This is a genomic window from Peribacillus sp. NJ4, from assembly GCF_030348345.1.
GTDB lineage: Bacteria > Bacillota > Bacilli > Bacillales > DSM-1321 > Peribacillus.
Genome location: NZ_JAUCFQ010000001.1, coordinates 4646022 through 4665002, shown reverse-complemented (window position 1 = coordinate 4665002; position 18981 = coordinate 4646022). Strand labels below are relative to the sequence as shown.

14 protein-coding genes and 1 pseudogene are annotated in these 18981 nt (G+C 42.8%); 4 read left to right on the top strand and 11 right to left on the bottom strand.

Features of this window, described 5'->3' with window-relative positions:
* Window positions 1-44: 44 nt before the first annotated feature.
* From QUF94_RS23275 to QUF94_RS23255, 5 genes are all read right to left on the bottom strand, one after another.
* Complete coding sequence (locus tag QUF94_RS23275) at window positions 45-965, bottom strand: EamA family transporter (protein ID WP_289317918.1); 921 nt, start codon at window positions 963-965, stop codon at window positions 45-47.
* A gap of 293 nt (window positions 966-1258) precedes the next feature.
* Window positions 1259-1603, bottom strand: coding sequence for a hypothetical protein (locus QUF94_RS23270; RefSeq protein WP_289317917.1), 345 nt, complete (start codon window positions 1601-1603; stop codon window positions 1259-1261).
* Window positions 1604-1616: 13 nt separating this feature from the next.
* Window positions 1617-2147 (bottom strand): NAD(P)H-dependent oxidoreductase, encoded by a 531-nt coding sequence (locus QUF94_RS23265; protein ID WP_289317916.1) that lies wholly within the window; start codon window positions 2145-2147, stop codon window positions 1617-1619.
* 18 nt (window positions 2148-2165) lie between these two features.
* A complete protein-coding gene (locus QUF94_RS23260) occupies window positions 2166-3770 on the bottom strand; it encodes a DHA2 family efflux MFS transporter permease subunit (protein WP_483313697.1) in 1605 nt (534 codons plus the stop codon).
* Window positions 3771-3824: 54 nt separating this feature from the next.
* Window positions 3825-4463, bottom strand: coding sequence for a biotin/lipoyl-containing protein (locus QUF94_RS23255; RefSeq protein ID WP_289318483.1), 639 nt, complete (start codon window positions 4461-4463; stop codon window positions 3825-3827).
* 377 nt (window positions 4464-4840) lie between these two features.
* Between QUF94_RS23255 and QUF94_RS23250 the strand changes: the two genes are divergently transcribed.
* Window positions 4841-5254, top strand: a complete 414-nt coding sequence (locus QUF94_RS23250; RefSeq protein WP_289317914.1) for a MarR family winged helix-turn-helix transcriptional regulator — start codon at window positions 4841-4843, stop codon at window positions 5252-5254.
* 57 nt (window positions 5255-5311) lie between these two features.
* Here the strand turns inward: QUF94_RS23250 and QUF94_RS23245 are convergent, their stop codons facing one another.
* From QUF94_RS23245 to QUF94_RS23230, 4 genes are all read right to left on the bottom strand, one after another.
* Window positions 5312-6403, bottom strand: coding sequence for an FUSC family protein (locus QUF94_RS23245; RefSeq protein ID WP_289317913.1), 1092 nt, complete (start codon window positions 6401-6403; stop codon window positions 5312-5314).
* A 345-nt stretch (window positions 6404-6748) separates the two neighbouring features.
* On the bottom strand, window positions 6749-11221 hold the full coding sequence (locus QUF94_RS23240) for a glutamate synthase-related protein (protein WP_289317912.1): 4473 nt from the start codon (window positions 11219-11221) through the stop codon (window positions 6749-6751).
* Window positions 11222-11562: 341 nt separating this feature from the next.
* Window positions 11563-12852, bottom strand: a complete 1290-nt coding sequence (locus QUF94_RS23235; RefSeq protein ID WP_289317911.1) for a glutamate-1-semialdehyde 2,1-aminomutase — start codon at window positions 12850-12852, stop codon at window positions 11563-11565.
* A gap of 143 nt (window positions 12853-12995) precedes the next feature.
* Window positions 12996-13316 carry a hypothetical protein gene (locus QUF94_RS23230; RefSeq protein WP_289317910.1) on the bottom strand — a complete coding sequence of 107 codons (321 nt, stop codon included), beginning with the start codon at window positions 13314-13316 and terminating at the stop codon, window positions 12996-12998.
* A gap of 151 nt (window positions 13317-13467) precedes the next feature.
* Between QUF94_RS23230 and QUF94_RS23225 the strand changes: the two genes are divergently transcribed.
* Genes QUF94_RS23225 through QUF94_RS23215 form a run of 3 tightly spaced genes read left to right on the top strand, consistent with a single transcriptional unit; the run spans window position 13468 to window position 16105 of the window.
* Window positions 13468-14475, top strand: a complete 1008-nt coding sequence (locus QUF94_RS23225) for an ABC transporter ATP-binding protein (protein WP_289317909.1) — start codon at window positions 13468-13470, stop codon at window positions 14473-14475.
* A gap of 48 nt (window positions 14476-14523) precedes the next feature.
* On the top strand, window positions 14524-15315 hold the full coding sequence (locus QUF94_RS23220; RefSeq protein ID WP_289317908.1) for an ABC transporter permease: 792 nt from the start codon (window positions 14524-14526) through the stop codon (window positions 15313-15315).
* A 4-nt stretch (window positions 15316-15319) separates the two neighbouring features.
* Window positions 15320-16105 carry an ABC transporter permease gene (locus QUF94_RS23215; protein WP_289317907.1) on the top strand — a complete coding sequence of 262 codons (786 nt, stop codon included), beginning with the start codon at window positions 15320-15322 and terminating at the stop codon, window positions 16103-16105.
* Window positions 16106-16146: 41 nt separating this feature from the next.
* Here QUF94_RS23215 and QUF94_RS23210 read toward each other — a convergent pair.
* A pseudogene (locus QUF94_RS23210) lies at window positions 16147-16636 on the bottom strand (acyl-CoA thioesterase).
* Window positions 16633-18939, bottom strand: coding sequence for a 5-methyltetrahydropteroyltriglutamate--homocysteine S-methyltransferase (gene metE / locus QUF94_RS23205; protein WP_289317906.1), 2307 nt, complete (start codon window positions 18937-18939; stop codon window positions 16633-16635). The pseudogene QUF94_RS23210 and the gene metE overlap by 4 nt, the downstream one beginning before the upstream one ends.
* Window positions 18940-18981: the final 42 nt, after the last annotated feature.

The following is an 18981-nucleotide window of genomic DNA, read 5'->3' as shown; positions in this document are numbered from 1 at the left end:
TTCCGCTAACGGGAATGGTCTTTCTTATTATAATGATGAACCTGTTAGGAAATTCTTTTTTCATGCAGCGTTTTTTTTCTGTCAGGAAGGAATTGAGGAAGGTGCTTTATTCCCTCAGGCAAGGCGATACCGACAATGATCAAGGACATCCCGAACCATTGCAGTGACGTAACCTGTTCATTCAAGAAGATGACGGAAACGACCATCGCTGATGGCAATTCCGCTGCACAAAGGATCGTTCCAAGCCCGACTCCCACTTTCGGCAGACTGACAGCAAAGAAAAAGAAAGGAACAAGTACACCCAAAGTACCGAGCAACAAACCATAGTACCATAGGTTCGTTTGGACAAGATTCGTAACAAGTGTAACGGGGTTAGTTGTGAATACAGCAGTCAGCATACCACCCGTTGCAATGAAAAACAGCCGTTTCATTGAAGATTCCCCAACTGCGAATTGAGAGTTGCAATACATATATAGCGCAAAAAGCACCGCAGACAATAGTCCGAACAATACGCCTTTTAGGCTTAGGGCAGATAGAGGCTGACCAAAAATCGCCCCTGCCAATAATGTTCCGATGAAGAGAACGAAAATGGCAATGAGTTTATTTTTATCCGGGCGTCTTTTATTTATGAAACTTTCAATGAGGACGCCTATCCAGGTAAATTGAAATAAAAAGACAACGGCAATCGAAGCGGGAAGCTCGGATACGGAAACGGCATATGCCTTTCCGACGAAAGTGGACATCATGCCCGTGATTAAAAGTAATCCGGCACTCTTCCATGAAACTTTATATTTAAACGAAAAAAGAAATAAAACGGAGACAATCAGCCAACCGACAAGATATTGACTGCCGACCAGTTCTCCAGATGAATGGCCATCCATAAATCCAAACTTGATCATGGTGGATAATGTGCCATATGAGATCGAACCAATTAAGACCATTATGGAATACTTCAAAAGTTGCATATTTTTCACCCCTGTAAAAATAAAAATCGCCACCTGCCAAAAAGGCAAGTGACGAACGAAAAAAGGAAATCCTTTTAAAATTCCGTCTCTCAACAAAAGCTGAGTTTAAAAAAATGTTTGTGTTGCATTAACTTAGCTTAAAGTCTTTGTGAATATTTGTCAACCAGAAAAAAAGTTAAAGCCTGCACGTCGATCCCTAAGCTGAAGGTGGTGGCAGAGGCAAGAGAAGATCCTTTCATGGCATATAAAACAAAACCCCCAAAAGGCAAATATGCCGAATGGGGGGGCGTGTTTCAATCGCCATTTTGCTGGAAATCTTCCAATTTACCACGATATTCTTCGTCTTTCATTTTGCGAAGATTAGGCTTTTTTTCTGCAGTTGGCTCATCCTCAGGCTTTTGGTTGTGAAGCTTGGAAAGTGCCGAACGATAATCCTGGTCTTTCATTTTCAATTCATCATTGTCTGTTGGGACGATGATTTCGGTAACGGGATCATCATCCGAAGAAGAAGCGGACTCTTCCGACGAGTTCTCTTTCTCGAGAACCGGCTTATCTTCAGGTGATAAAGCTTTGATATTGAATGTGATCAAGCCCGAAACCGCTAAAATGGCAACGATGATAATTAGAATTATGCCCATTGAATCAAGCCTCCTAGAGCTCGTTTGTGAATGAACGGGTGACATGGGCTACCCGTTTTCCTAATGCTTCTCCAAGCTGCAAGTCGTTCTTGGTTATGTTGTCATCCACCCCGGGCGGGCAGCTTATTCCTACACCATAGTAGGAACCATATAAGGCGTTTTCCGGGACAGTGCCGGGTAAGCCGACAATGATCATGCCTTGATGAAGCATTGGGGTGATTAAGTTCAGCATGGTAGCCTCGAGTCCTCCATGTATGGTGGCAGTCGTACAGAAAACAGCACCCACTTTATTGATCAGCGCTCCTTCCGCCCATAGATACCCAAGTTTATCAATCCATGTTTTCAAACTCGAACTGATGGTGCCGAAGTGACCCGGACATCCCCAAATGATGGCATCCATTTCCTGAAGCTTATAAACATCCGCTTCGTTTACATGGTCAATTAGAACCTCAGCTCCTGGAACCCCAGCGGCTCCGTGAGCTATTGATTCGGCAAGTGCCTTCGTATGGTTACCTTCACTGTCGTATACAACATAGATTTTCATATTAAATCCCCCATTTAATTAAACCGATTTTTTTACTGGTGAAGGAAGCAAAGGTACATCCAATTTTTCCTGTTTAGCTTGTTTCATTGCTTTGTCCTTCCGAACGTCACGCAAAAACAATGAGAGAACTATACCGGCAATTGCGAAACCTGTTGCCCAAAAGAATGCATCATTGATTCCCATCACATTTGCTTGACCCTGGATTTGTGAAGAAATCAGCGACATTGCAGTTTCCTGTGCCTGTTCTCTCGTTTGATTCATCGAACTCATTATGGATTGAACGATTGTTTGGAAATTCTGAACAAAACCGGGATCACTCGTACTCATTTCCGAACCTAAGGAAGTTCCATGGAAAGAAGCACGGGTTGTATAAATGGTCGTCACGAAGCTCGTACCAATTGCTCCGGTTACTTGTTTAAGCGTATTGCTCATTGCCGTACCATGTGTATTCAAATGCTTAGGAAGCTGATTCATCCCAGCTGTCATGATCGGCATCATAAGTAAAGACATTCCAAGTGAGCGGATGGCGTAGATGATGACCAAAGTCGAATAGGTAGTTTCCGTAGTCAATTTAGCGAATTCGAAGGTTGTGATAGCAGTAATCGCTAAACCGACAAGTGCTAATGGACGAGGTCCGATTTTGTCGAATAATGCTCCTGAAATGGGTGACATCACCATCATCACAAGGGCTCCGGGTAACATCAACAGACCGGACTGAACGGGTGTGAATCCTCTTAGAGTCTGTAAATAGATAGGCAATAAGAATATCCCGGTAAACATGGCCACTGTGACTATGGCGGAAATGATATTCGATAATACGAACATGTCATACTTAAATACACGGAAGTCGAGCATAGGTGCTTCCGATTTTAACTGTTGAACCACAAATAGGCTCAGAAGGATTAGCCCGATGATGATCGTTCCCAGAACGATGGAATCCGTCCAGCCTTTGGAACCTGCTTCACTGACACCGTATAGTAATGATGCAACACCTATCAAGGATAGAGAGGCGCCCAACAAATCCAATTTTATTTTCTTGGGTTCTGCTACATTACGCATACTTATAAAGGCAAGTGTCATGATAATCATGCCTAATGGCACCATTGCGTAGAACATGACCCGCCAGCTATATTCCTGAATGACCCAACCAGATAAAGTCGGTCCGATGGCAGGGGCGAACATAATGGCCAGACCAAAGATTCCCATTCCTTTCCCGCGCATTTCTGGAGGGAAGATGAAAAGAATGATTGTCATGACCAATGGCTGCAAGATCCCGCCGCCCGCCGCCTGGATCAGCCGGCCAGTAAGGATGACGGGGAAATTTGGTGCGATGCCGCAGATGAATGTCCCTACCGTGAATAGAAACATGGCAGCGAGGAATAAAATGCGCGTGCCGAACCGTTCTATTAAAAAAGCGGACAGTGGAATCAAAGCTCCATTCACGAGCATGAATCCAGTTGACAACCATTGAATCGTTGTCGCAGCTACATTAAATTCGGCCATCATCCTCGGCATGGCGACACTAAGCAGAGTTTGATTCAAAATGACCATGAACAAACCTAGCATTAAGATAATTAACATGGGGGCAAACTGTTTCATTCCCTTGTTTTCATTTACTGAGATGGTTTGAGAAGCCATTTAAGGTAAGCCTCCTTTCTGTATAACTGTATTGCCGGTTTATTTAGTTGAAATTTTCACTTCTGCGTTCATTCCAGGCAGAACTTTATCGGATGGTGCTTTAATGGAAATTTTCACTGGTACTTTTTGAGTCACTTTCGTATAGTTTCCACTGCTGTTTTGATTGCCCATCACTGAAAAGACAGACGTTGTCGCATAACCGATCTGTTCCAATGTACCTTCGAAGACAGTATCGGGATCTCCATCGATGATAATATCGACGCTGTCACCTTTTTCAATATCCTTCAATTTATTTTCTTCAATGTTAGCCGTTATGGATAGATCATCCATATTGATGGTCTGAGCAAGCGTTTGACCCGCTTGAACCAACTGCTCATCATGTACTTGTGTTTTAACGATTGTCCCTTGCGCTGCCGTTTTTACTGCTTCTTTTACATCTGATGTGGTTACATTAGCAACTTTGTCATTTTTACTTACACTGTCTCCTTCGTGTAAGTCCCAATCTGCTAATTTTCCGGTTGTGGGGGCAACGATGGTATAAAGGTCACCCGACACTTTCGCTTCATCCGTTTTAATGAAATTCGTGCTTTCATAATAGTAATAAGCCCCACCGGCCACTACCGCCAATATAATAACCAAACCAATGATATTGATTAAAACTAAACGTCCTCTATTCACTTGTTTCGCCTCCAAAAAAATATTGATGATCGGTTTTTGAATCAGTTTCATTAAATGACTTGACCTATTTTTGACAACGCCTCCCATATCCAATGTTTATTTATTAATTTTAATAAATATTAATTTTTATAAGTATTAATATTATTAAGTAAAGAGTTTACCAGTTTAATTATTTTTTGTCATGTAATTTATTCGGAATGGAAGTAGGAAATAAATACAGTTAAATGGGGAAAATTTGAATTTTTTTTAGTTTTAAGGATATATGGAAAGTAAATTTGACAATGGTATGTCATTTAATTAAATTTAAGAGGTAGGATTGTCCTATATAAGGAGTGAGAAGGCTGGATTTTAAATGGGAAGTAACTAATAGTATAGAAATGCAGATTTTTCGGATTAGGAAGAAGCTTAGGGCCATCGTAGCAAAAAATCTTCAGCCTTATGGATTAACGTCGCCTCAATTTTTCATATTATTGATATTGAAAAAAGAGGGGTCGATCAAATCGACCCAGCTGGCTGACTTCTTAACCGTAAAGCCAAGTGCGATTACCGTATTTGTAGATAAGCTGGTCGAAATGGATTATGTGAAACGGCAGCCCTCTGAAAAGGATCGCAGGGTCATCAATCTTGAATTGAAAGAGGCAGGGGAAGCCATTTTGGGGAGAGTCCTTGCGGAGCATAACCAATTGATGGGCAAGAACTTCAACTCATTCTCAGAAGATGAGCTGCAGGATCTTTTGAAGAAATTGGATACGATTGAAAAGGCTGCTGATAAGAACCTTTTGGATGATTGAATGAGGAGCATGCTCTAAATAGAGACGAAAAAAGACGGTTCCCGGGGAACCGTCTTTTTAATCTTCTTCATACTGGACAGATATTTCGTTATCTTCCTTATGGAAGGACTGGAAGCTGACGATCAGCTTTTCAAGATGTTCCAATTGTTCGTCATATTCTATGACTGCAGAAATCAATGGTACAAGACGGGCAGAGAGATGGCCTAGATTATCATGCATTTCGTCCACTTGATTCTGCTGTTCGAAAAAGTGGGCGAGCAGCTCTTTACGACTTAAACAATCCTGGTCCCAATCTTCAATCTCCCCAATCGACTTGATTTTTTCGATATGCAGTAATATCAACTGTTCATGCTTGCGAATCAAGGAATCAAGCTGTTGTAAGATACTCCGTTGGAAATCTTCAGGCATTTGATATAATTCATTCTCGAATTTATGGATTCTCTTCAAGGTTTCAAACGCTTTTTTTGTTGTAATGATCATCTGCCGATAAACCACAAGCTTTCTTGCTTTAGCTACACTGTTCTTCTTGAAATATTCCCGTTCCTCTTTGTACATGGAATAGATATGTTCGAGATCGAGTAACTCCGCCTTTAATCGGCTGATGTCTTTCTTCAATAAAGTGTGTTCTGTAGCATGTCTTGTGCTGATTCTGATCCATTTTAAGATGTCTTCCGTCACATCTGTAATGCGTGTATAAAGTTTTGCTTCATATTTTGGAGGAATGAAAACCAGATTCACGATAAAAGAAGAAACGATTCCAAGCAAAACGGATGAGAGACGTATAAAGGCAAAATTAAGGAATTCCCCTTCCTGGTTTTCCATGATGGCAATGACCGTCACGATGGAAAGGACGATCGTTTTATCCATTTTCAATTTTAAGTTGATGGTTATGACAACCATTACGGCAAGACCGATTATAAAAATATCATTTCCGAACAACAAAACGAAGGAGACAGCAACCAACGCGCCAATGATATTTCCTTGAATTTGCTCCAACACCGTTTGATACGAACGGTAAATGGTCGGCTGTATTGCAAAAATTGCAGCAATCCCAGAAAGGACAGGAGCAGGAAGGTTAAGCAGTTCCGATAGATAAAGCGCTAAAACAATTGCTATTCCTGTTTTGAGAATGCGGGCACCAAACTTCATATATAGGTTAATCCTTTCTTTGTGATGTAATGGATCATGGTAAGAAAAAGGCTCTATTTATATATAGGCTTTTGCTTAAAGTTGTATTCTAACTTATTTGTTAGTACTTTACACTAAAATGAGTGGATGTAAACAAAAAGTAATATACAGGATTTTCCTTAAAGTTACAATAGGTAAAATCAAGTTTAATATATAAAGAAAATATAGGCAATTTCTTGATTGCTTTCAAGTGTGTTTTTCCTTCGTTTAAAGACTACCCCAAAGGTAAATGACTGGAAAAGGCTGATGCTCGAATTGAAGAGCATCAGCTTTTTTAATGAACGATTCTTAATTTTGTTTTCGGCATCACTCTGTGGATACAGCAGGATCCGCTTGTTCTTTAACAGGAACGACCTGAAGGAAGTGCTCTCCAGGATTTTGAAGCAGAGCCTCCAAGGAGGCTGCTTCTTCCGTTTGGTCATGATCCTTCAAGAGTGCCGTGTACTTGCCAAGAAGTTCGGCCACGTCCTGCAGGCCTTTTGCAGATAGGGGCTCAATGGAAATCTTTGCCCCTTTTGCAACCCGTTTCTTAATGACATCTTTGGTTAATCCAAATTCAGGCTGTTGCCGTAAATAAACGACACCGCCTGTCATCCCTGCGCAAATCCATGGACCCGGATCCCCCAGAACCAAACCTCTTCCATTTGTCATGTATTCAAAAGCGAATCCCTTAATATTGGAAGTAACCGCAATATTACCGGTTTCCTTTTCAGGAAGTGGTTGTTTCAATAATCCTCCAATGATCATATCTGCTCCGGAAAGCCGGATTCCCGCTCTGGCATCGGCATCACCTTGGGCAATGAGGAGACCATGCTGTGCACCATATCCAAAGCCCTTACCGACAGAGCCATTGTAGAACTTTCCGTCTTTTCCGGGAGATTTAAAGATGGCAATATTACCGCCAATCGATGTTTTGCCAATCCCATCCTGGGCGCCGCCATTCACACTGATCGTAATTCCCTCCGTATTGTATGCCCCAAGTCCATTACCCGGGATGGAACCATCCTGATAGGATAGGTGAACGGGAGGAAGTTTTTTGTATGAACCATCCAATCTGCCCCTAACGCGATGACAGGACACCCTGCTGCCAAGTACACGCTGCTCGGAAGTGATCGAGCTATAGTTGCGGGATTGCTGCAGATCATCTACATGTGAATCCAGATATTCAGCGCCAACGGCAACCTGCATGGAGCCTTCATTCAAATATGCCGCCGTTTCTTTATGAGAGAACGGTGTTATATCCAAATTTTTCAATAAATAGGTTAAATCCATTGATTGTTGACCTTTACTTTGCTGAAGCAAATCAGAACGTCCAACGATATCCTGAAGATTCTTCACCCCGAGTGATCCGGTCAGGGCTTTGAGTTCTTTGGCAAATGCACTGAACATATTCGTTAATCCTTGAACGGCTAAATCAAATTTTCGCGGAACAAAACGGCGTAGCCCATGTTCTTTCGCTTGTGCTTCCGATTCGATTTGAGTGGCGATGCCCACATGGCAGGTATCAAGGTGACAACCGCGGCACGTTGTACAGCCGACGGCAATCATCGAAAGTGTCCCAAAACCTACACGGTTTGCCCCGAGCAGCATTAATTTCAATACATCCATCGAGCTTTTTAACCCACCGTCAGCCCATATTTCAACATTCTGACGAATACCTGACTCAAGTAAAGCATTATGGGCCGCTTTCACACCAATCTCGACTGGCAGACCGACATGTGCGAGTGCATGGATCCTGGCAGCACCTGTTCCGCCATCAAAACCGGAAAGCGTAATGATATCGGCCCCTGCTTTGGCGACGCCGACCGCAATCGTACCAATGTTTGGAACGACCGGAACCTTGACGGCAACTTTTGCTTTATCGTTTGCCGTTTTTAGTTCATGGATCATTTGGGCCAAATCTTCAATTGAGTATATATCATGGTTATTGGAAGGGGAGATCAAGTCGGAACCGATTGTTGCATTCCGGGCTTCTGCGATTTTCGCTGTGACCTTGGAACCGGGAAGGTGTCCGCCTTCACCAGGTTTTGCCCCTTGCCCAATTTTAATTTCCAATAGATTTGAAGAGTTCAAGAGTTCTGCGTTGACACCGAAACGGCCGGAAGCGATTTGCTGTCCGCGGGATTTCGGGTACTTGCCCAGCATATCCTTGATTTCCCCGCCTTCACCATTCATGCTGATCATGCCTAACCGCTCGGCAGCTTCTGCATAAGCCCGGAAAGCAATTTCATTTTGTGATCCAAAGGACATGGAGGCTATGACGAACGGCAATTCCTGTTCGCCGACCGAAAGACTGACTTCTTCAGAAGGGATTGAAGCATCTGAAGCTTTTAATGATGTCAAGTGTCGGATCGTCGTAGGATTGGATTCTTCCTGTTCGGTGATCTTTTCGCGATAAGCGTCATAGTCACCGGTTGAAGCAACTTCCCCGATCGACTTCCAAACCCTAGGGAATAAATGGAAGGTCTTTCCCATCCGTTCTTTTTCATTGCCGTAATCTTCCGCACGCTGGATGGCGTCAGCCTTGATTTTATCAAAATTGTAATCCAGATCATTGGAACCGAAGAAGTTAGCCACATTTAAATATTTTGCGATTTCCTCATGTAAACCGATGCTAGAGAAAAGTCTTCCATATCCCCGCAGCTCATGAATGCCGATGGTGGAGATAACTTTCTCAAGTCCTTTCGTCAAGGAGTTATATAGATTGGTAACCCCCTTAAGGTCATCTGAAGATAAGGATAGGAACATATAATAGGGGCTGATTAAGTTGGCTCCAAGACCATAAGAAACGATGATATCATGCAGTGACCTTAGCGATGCGGAACGTAAAAGGATGGAACAATCCCGGCGCTTGCCTGTGCGGACCAATGCTTGATCGACGGCTGAAGTGACAAGGTGGGGATCAAGCCAAAGGTTGCCGTTTTGATGGGCAAGGGCATCATCCAGAACGAGCAGCGTTTTTCCTTTATCCACTGCATTGACACTTTCATCCGTAATCCTGGTTAAAGCATCCGTGATGCTTTCATCCTCTTTGAACGTGCTTGAAATGAAATGCACGAGTTTTTGATCTTGGTTATATTTAATGAACTGATCATAGCTTGGCTGCGATACGATGGATGAACACTCATAACCCGTCAATCCTTCAATCAATAAAGGAGTTAGCAGCTCCATAACCTTTCCAGCCTTATTCGCTTCGAATAGGGAAGGCCGTTTTCCGATGATGGTCCTTGTTGAGAAGTGCTCGGTTTCCCGATCCCGGTCTATCGCTGGGTTGGTTACGACAGCCACACTTTCCTTAATGAAATCCGCAATGTTGGTCCGTTGGGGATTAAGTGCCGCCAGAGGCGCATCATGACCAAGTGAACGAATGGGCTCAGCGCCTTTTTCGGCCATCTGTTCCACTAATTGAACATGCTCCCTTTCCCACCCGAAAGCTTTATACTGACCATTATGAATGGCTTGCGCGTTTGTCATGGAGACAACCTTTTCAAAAACTTGGGGCTGCAAGCGGACTCGGTCATTGGAAAGAACGAAACGATTATTGAAGAGTTCAAATACTTTATCCTGGTAATCCTTGTAGGTGTACAACTCAATACGGTCACCATTCCATTTCAAACCCACTTTTTCCCCAGGTCCCATCGGTTTAGGATCTCCGGTATATTCACTTGAAGGGATGATTCCTGGTTCGGAAGTGAACATATAGGATGATTCTGTTTCAATATTCCATAGCGGGCGCAGGCCTAAAGAGTCGACAGAGAACACGGCCTCATCGCCGAAACGTGAGATGATTCCTGCTGGACCTTGTGCAAAGTGACCCCATGCCTCCCGTAAATACGTATATAAGTCTTGTAAGTGCTCTGGATATTCCTTGATTTCATTAATGATTGGCGGGAACATAAGGTCGACAGCTTCAAATAAAGAGTAGCCATGGCGGCAGATGAAAGTTTCGATCGTCTTGTTTAAATCCTGTGAATCACTTCCGTCTTTAGCGATGGGAACACCGATCATTTTCGCTTCATCACGCAATTTGGCAATGGTATTGATTTCGCCATTATGACCAAGTACACTGAAAGGCTGGACCCGGAAGAAGCTTGATAGAGTATTAGTGGAGAAACGGTTATGTCCCAGTGTCATGGTGGAGGCAGCTAAAGGGTCTGCAAGATCAAGATAATAGGCAGGGAGGGTATCCCCCGCACCCATCACTTTGTAGACAGCATGATGCTGGCTTAAGGATGCAACATGGATGAAATCACTTTTTTCGATGTCGGAAGTCAGCTCAAAAAGAAGATTTGAAAGCTCCTGGTTGTTTTTGATGGTGGAGGAACAGGCGAATTGCCAGAACATTGGGTCTTCTTGAATGGCAATCGGTCCCAATGCCTCAGAACGGTATGCTTTATCTGTTTCATATATCAAAGAGAGACCATATTGAAGCAGTTTCTCCTTTACTTCGATTTTTAAGTCGTTCGCATCTGTTTTTTTGCTTAAAAATAAGTGGCCGACTATGAAGGAATCTTCATCGACGATGCTTGGATCGATATTTACCGCTTCCAGCTTCTTTTTCCAAAGAGCCCGGGGAATATCGATATGGATGCCGGCGCCATCACCCTCGCCATTGATGAAGCCGCAGCGATGGTTCATTTTAACCAGGGCGTCGATACAGGCAAAGATGTTTTCGTTAGTAGGGATCTTCTTTTTTTCGATGCGGGAAACGATTCCGCAGGCATCATGTTCTTCCTTGTAAAATTCTTTGAATGTAGCAGGTGTCCATTGTTGGGTCATATGTGTGGCTTGAATAAGGCTGCCCTTATTCTTAGCCTTTCACCTCCTGTAGCATTTGTTTAATGGGGGAAATATTAGTAAACCCGAACAATCGTCCAAGTTTTTTTATAGATTGAAAGAAAGTGTATAAATGTATATAAATGTATCCATATCATATCATTTAAATATTCAGAAATCAATTTTTTATACAATGGATTGGATGCTGTGGTTGATGGGATTTTTGTAGAGAATGGCTCCAAAGGCTAATTTAAAAGATTTATTACACGGAAATAAGAAACCCCCAAGATTGATGTACATCTTGGGGGTGTATAAAAAATGCATAATTATGCTGTTTCGTTTTATTAAATTAGGTTTTTGAATGCATGTTCAACCGCTTTTAGAGTATAAGCGATATCATCGTCCGTGTGAGCTATTGTCAAGAACCATGCTTCATATTTAGAAGGTGCCAAATTGATGCCTTGGTTGAGCATGAGTTTGAAGAACTTAGCGAACATTTCGCCATCAGTATTTTCCGCCTGCTCATAGTTTTCAATTTTTTCTGTCGTGAAATAGATCGTCAATGCCCCTTTTAGGCGGTTGATGGTGATTGGGACATTATATTGGCGAGCGGCTTTCAGGATACCTTCTTCAAGAATTTTTCCCAGCCGGTCAAGCTCGTCGTACAGACCCTCTTCTTTAAGTACTTCTAAGCAAGCTATCCCGGAAAGCATGGAAGCCGGATTTCCTGCCATCGTACCTGCTTGATAGGCTGGTCCTAACGGTGCGACAGTTTCCATGATCTCTTTTTTGCCGCCATAGGCACCAATCGGAAGTCCGCCCCCGATGATTTTTCCAAGAGCCGTCAAATCGGGCTGAATGCCCAAGAAGTCCTGTGCCCCTCCATACATGAAGCGGAAAGCTGTGATGACTTCGTCGAAAATGACGAGTGATCCGGCTTCGTGAGATAATGAAATGACTTCTTCCAAGAAGCCTGGGCTTGGTTCCACGATTCCAAAGTTACCGACGATCGGTTCAACAAGTACGCCTGCAATTTCATTGCCCCATTTATTCAGTGCTTCTTTAAATGGCTCGATATCATTGAAAGGCACCGTGATGACTTCTTGTGCGATACTTTTGGGCACGCCGGCTGAGTCCGGTGTGCCTAGGGTGGACGGGCCTGAACCAGCAGCTACGAGAACAAGGTCGGAGTGACCATGGTAACAGCCGGCAAACTTGATGATCTTATCGCGTCCGGTGTAAGCGCGGGCCACACGGATGGTGGACATGACAGACTCAGTGCCTGAATTGGTGAAGCGGACTTTATCCATGGATGGTATGGCATCTTTCAACATTTTGGCAAATTTGACTTCATGTTTTGTTGGTGTGCCGTATAAAACGCCGGTTTCTGCCGCTTTAACGATTGCCTCCGTAATATGTGGATGGGCATGCCCTGTTATGATCGGGCCATATGCAGCTAAATAATCGATATATTTATTGCCATCAACATCCCAGAAATAAGCCCCTTTGGCATGATCCATTGCAACTGGTGAACCGCCGCCTACCGCTTTGTAAGAACGGGATGGGCTGTTAACCCCACCAACGATATGTTCTAATGCCTCTTTATGTAAAAGCTCCGAATTACTAAAATCCAATCTTAAAACCTCCTAAAAATATAAACATATTTCACCTTAATCATAGCACTTTTCCGTCCGTAAATCTGTGGTGGAAGGCTAGGAAATGTGATCCGGCCTCTGTTGGAATGAAGCAGCCTTAGAGCAGCAGCATTCCTGGGCCTTCATTTTGTTTGGGAAATGGGGTCGGGCCCCAAAACTCCGGTTATGAAAGATAAAATGTCCAAGATGGTGGCAGGGTTTTCGATGTCGAAGGATTGGCGGTTCATTTCGCCCTGGGCTTGGTAATAGATAAGTTGGCCGGTTCCTTTTTCTTCATTAATGCGAATGTGGAAACTTATGGGGGTGCTTTCAATCGATCCGCTGGAATCCCTTTGGATGACCTGGCATAATAATTCTCCGTATTCATCTTCATAAAGGAAGTCGTATCGAAGGTCGATTACGACCTTTTCGATTTGGGATAGTAAAAATTCTTTAATATTCATGGCATGCTCGTCTCCTTTATATATGTATCTGGTACAACGGTCGGATTCGCCCTGAAAATGGTAGATGGCATCCAAGCATTTTTATTGTCTAAAAGGGTTAGGTTGGATAAACTAATTCATTAGGACAAGAGATTACGGAGGATTTAACAGGATGAGTGATGCAATTCAAGTGAAACAGCTTCGGAAGGAATTTAAGTCGGCATCAAGCCGTTCAGGCTTAAAGGGTGCCTTCCGGGATTTACTTACAAGAAATTATAAAATCGTCCCTGCCGTCAATGATATCAATTTTACTGTAAAAAAGGGTGAGATGGTAGCTTATATTGGGGAAAATGGTGCAGGAAAATCGACCACGATCAAAATGCTGACAGGTATCTTGGAACCGACAGCGGGTGAAATCACGGTCAATGGCATGAATCCACATAAGGAAAGGGAAAAGTTCACTCAAACAATCGGAGTCGTATTTGGTCAGCGCTCACAGCTTTGGTGGGATATTGCGGTTCAGGAATCCTTTAGGCTGCTAAAAAAGGTCTATAAAGTAACGGATGAACATTATAACGATCATATGGAACATGTCATCAGGACGCTCGATATCGGTCCTTTGCTGGACAAACCAGTGCGTAAACTCTCACTTGGTCAGCGAATGCGCTGCGAGCTTGCGGCAGCACTGATCCACAATCCGCCTTTGCTGTTCCTTGATGAGCCGACAATAGGCCTTGACGTACTCGTGAAGATGAAAATTCGCGAGTTCCTGAAAGAAATCAATGAGAAATATAATACGACAATCCTTTTGACTACCCATGATTTAGGTGACATTGAGGCATTGTGTGAGCGCGTAATCATGCTTGATGAAGGTCAAATCATATATGATGGGGAATTGCAGAGTTTGAAAGATAACTGGGCTGAGGAAAAACAGATCCATTTTCAATTCATCGAGCCAATTGAATTGAAGGAATTGCAATCCTTACCGCTCCCATTTACTGCTAACTGGGTTTATGATGAGAAAAATCAAACTTACATTGCCTTGTTGAAAGAAGAAAGTGATCATATTTCACAGCTTGTTTCAGCTGTCGTGTCACATTTTAAAATAAAGGACATCAAAATCCATGAAACGTCCATTGAAGAGATTGTTCGCAATATTTATGAAGAAGGCACTGTCTGACTCTCTTATCATTAAGAAACAACGTGTCTATCAAGAAGGGGGAGGGCAATGGGGAAGTATATTGCAATGATCCGCATGCGTTTTTTGATGATGCTTGCGTATCGAACGGATTATTATACCGGCATTTTAATTTATAGCATTAATATCGGTGCTTATTATTTCTTATGGAATGCGATATATGGAGAAAAAAGCTCCATCGAAGGACTTTCAAGTATGCAGATGACAACCTACGTCGCTGTTGCATGGATGGCGCGTGCTTTTTATTTCAATAATATCGACCGCGAAATCGCCACTGAAATTAAGGACGGCAAGGTCGCCATTGAAATGATCCGTCCTTATAACTATTTAGGCATGAAAACGATGCAAGGACTTGGGGAGGGGATATTCCGTTTCTTCTTCTTCTCGATTCCGGGAATGCTGCTGGTAGCTTTCATTTTTCCTATTGAATTGCCACACGAGCCGGCTACGTGGGGGATATTCGGCATTTCCTTGCTGTTCAGCTTCATCATCAATACACAAATTAACTTATTGACGGGAATCACTACCTTTTTCTTATATAATAATGCCGGATTGATCCGGGCTAAAAGGGTTATCATTGATTTATTTTCCGGTCTGCTGCTGCCCATCAGTTTCTATCCGATATGGGCACAGGAAGTGATGAAATATTTGCCCTTTCAAGGGATCAGCTATGTACCAAGCATGATTTTTACGAACGGGTACAGTTCAGGCGAAATTGGCATGGCGCTTTTACAGCAGTTAATTTGGTGCATCATTCTTATAATACCGATTCAGCTTTTATGGATAGTCGCAAAAAAACAGCTGATTATTCAAGGAGGTTGACGGGATGTTTTATGTATCGATGTTTTTTCAATATGTGAGTCAGTATATGAAAACAAGATTGCAGTATAGAGCCGATTTCTTCATGGAAATCCTATCTGACCTGCTGAATCAGGTCGTGAATCTGGTATTTATCTTAGTCGTTTTTGGACATACCCAATTTTTAAGCGGGTGGAGCCGTGAAGAAATCATATTCATTTATGGATTCTTCCTTATCCCATTCGCCCTTTTTTCAGCCTTTTTCAACATCTGGGATTTTAATGATCGCTATATCGTCAAAGGTGAAATGGATCGGATATTAACAAGACCGATACATAGCCTCTTTCAAGTCATCTTAGAAAGAATCGAGCTAGAATCGTTGTTTGGCGTTGTGACCGGTTTGATCATTATATTCTATTCGGGGGCTTCATTGGATCTGGAGCTTGCGTGGTATGACCCGATTCTTTTCATCATTTTTGCAATAGGAGGGGCCCTTGCTTATGCAGCCATATTCGTAGCAATAGCAAGCATTGGGTTCTGGTCGGATGCGAAAACATCCATCATGCCAATGATGTACAATATCGGGAACTACGGTCGCTATCCTGTTGATATATATAATAAGGTCATTCGTTTTATCCTTACATGGGTGCTGCCATTCGCGTTTGTTGGTGTTTATCCGGCATCTTATTTCCTTAGAAAAGAAGAGTGGTATGCATATGCATTTGCCACACCTGTAATCGGGGTTGCCTTTTTCATGATATCCGTTTTCATATGGAATCAAGGAGTGAAGAGGTACCGTGGGGCAGGAAACTAAAAAAACCCCTTCAACAGTATTCATGTTGAAGGGTTTTTTGTTTATTTGCGTTTATTTTTTCTTTCAATATATCTTGCTTGTGCTTGAACATATTGCTGCTTTTCCTCTTCCGTTTCCGGAATGACCTGAGGTACGATTGTCGGCTTACCGTTTTCGTCAATGGCCAGCATCGTTAAAAAAGCGCGTGCCGTAAGCTGCTTTTCACCTGTTAATAAGTTCTCACTCTCCACTTTCACGAATACCTCCATTGATGTGCGATGGGCACAAGTGACATAAGCTTCAAGGTTAATTGCGTCCCCTGTCTTGATGGGGGCCAAAAAATCAAAAAGAGTCGCTTGAAGCAGTCACAACGGGTTTTCGGCAATGGCGCATAGCTGAAATACAGGCTATTTTATCAACATAAGCCATTACTTTCCCGCCAAAGATGGTATAATGATGATTCGTATCCGGTGGAAAAACAAGGTCGGTTAGGAAAGTCCGTGACTGCTGTGGTGGATGGGCATTTGATAAGCCGCTTTCCTTTTCAATCATTTGCCTGTTGTTTGGGCTAAAAGATTTTTACGGACGATTATTGCTGCTTCGACCATGTTTTTCAGGGAAGCGACGGTTTCCGGGATACCCCTTGTTTTCAGGCCGCAGTCGGGATTGATCCAAAACTGGTCTTTATCCAATACTTTGATGCCCCGTTCAATCATATCGACCATTTCTTCCACTGCTGGAACTCGGGGACTGTGAATATCATACACACCCAGGCCAATACCTTTTTCATACGTTTTTTCCTCGAATGCGGAAGCAAGCTCTCCGTGGCTACGGGATGTTTCGATGGAAATTACATCGGCATCCAAGGAAGAAATGACATCCATGAAACTGTTGAAGTCGCAATAGCACATATGCGTGTGAATTTGCGTTGTATCCTCCACGCTTGATGTGGATATCAAGAACGAATTCACAGCCCAGTTCAAATACTCATCGCGATCGCTTTTTTTCAATGGTAGACCTTCCCTAAGTGCAGGTTCATCAACTTGGATCATTTTGATTCCAGCCGATTCCAATGCAATGACTTCTTTTTCCAAAGCAAGTGCCAGCTGGTAGCAAACATTCTCCCTGGAAATATCATCACGGACAAATGACCAGTTCAAAATCGTGACAGGACCTGTAAGCATTCCCTTTACGGTCTTCTTCGTCAGTGATTGTGCGTATACACTTTCCCTGACTGTCATCGGTTCGATGAAATGGATGTCACCATAAATGACTGGTGGTTTTACGCAGCGAGACCCATAGGATTGTACCCAGCCCTTTTCTAGAAAGACAAATCCGCCTAACTTATGACCGAAGTATTCAACCATATCCGTCCGTTCGAATTCCCCGTGTACGAGAACGTCCAAGCCGATTTCTTCTTGAATGTCGATCCACCTGCCGATTTCTTCGTTAATGAATGTTTCATATTGCGCAGCGCTCCATTCTCCTTTTTTGAATTTCCCGCGTGCTTGCTTAACTTCAAATGTCTGGGGAAAACTACCGATCGTTGTTGAAGGTAGAAAAGGCAATTTGAAAAATTCCTGTTGTTTTTGGTAACGTTCTTTAAATGGCAGCTGACGTCCAACATGCTCTGATTTAGCCTTTTCGACACTGGATTGTACACTCTTATGATTCCGTGCATTTGAACTAGCTAACGTCTGAACCGTTAATTTATTAGCATCGACCTTATCGGCGATTGCTTCAAAGCCCTGATTATTCCCTTTGACCAAAAGTGTTATTTCTTCAAGTTTCTCATCGGCAAAAGCAAGGGTTTTTTTCACTTCTTTTGAAACGGCGGTTTCATTACGAACGGTCACTGGAACATGAAGCAGGGAACAAGAGGGTTGAAGCCAGATTTGGTCTTCGGCTACTTTTTTCTTTAGAGTGTCGATCAATTGAATCTTTTTCGATAAATCAGAAAGCCAAATATTTTTTCCATCTATCACACCTGCACCAAGCACTTTGTCCTTCGGGAAGCCGGATGCTTCAAGATTACTTAGATTCCTTCCTTTATCATGTACAAAATCAAGACCGATTCCCTGAACTGGTAATTCGATGACTTCTTGGTAGTGTTCCACGGCATCAAAGTATGTTTGCAGCATGATGTTCAGGTTTGGTGCTGCTTCATTCAGTTTTTCATAGAGGTAAGTAACAGTTTGCATATCATCTTTGGAAATGGATGAAACAAGAGAAGGCTCGTCCATTTGAACCCACTTCACGCCTTCGTGCTCCAACTCTTGCAGGATTTGCGTATATAGGGGAAGCAGGCTCAGGATTATGCCAGGGATATCTTGTTTTTTGAAGCCTTTGGAAAGGGAGATGAAAGTATAAGGTCCGATTAACACGGGCTTCGTTTCAATCCCTAGCTTTTCCTTGGCTTCCCGATATGCTACAAGTGGTTTATTTTCTGTTAAAGTCAGCTGTGGCAGTTTTAATTCAGGGACGATATAGTGATAGTTCGTATTGAACCATTTCGTCATTTCGGAAGCGACCTCATCATTGTTCCCGCGAGCCATTGAATAATAAACGGAAAGGGGAACGCTTCCGCCTCCATAGGCAGAGTAACGTTCAGGAACAAGACCGAACATGACGGACATATCGAGCATTTGATCATAGAAAGTGAAGTCGTTGACAGGAATGATATCAATGCCTTGATCTTTTTGTTTTTGTAAGTTGCCTAAACGGATGGCCTTTAGTTGTGCCGTGAATTTTGGTTCATCGATTTTCCCGGACCAATATGCTTCCAATGTACGTTTCCATTCACGATCTTCCCCGATTCGCGGGTACCCCAAATTACTGCTTTTCAAAATTCTCATCCTCCTACTTTCCTTTGATTTGTTTAAAAACAATAAAAAAAG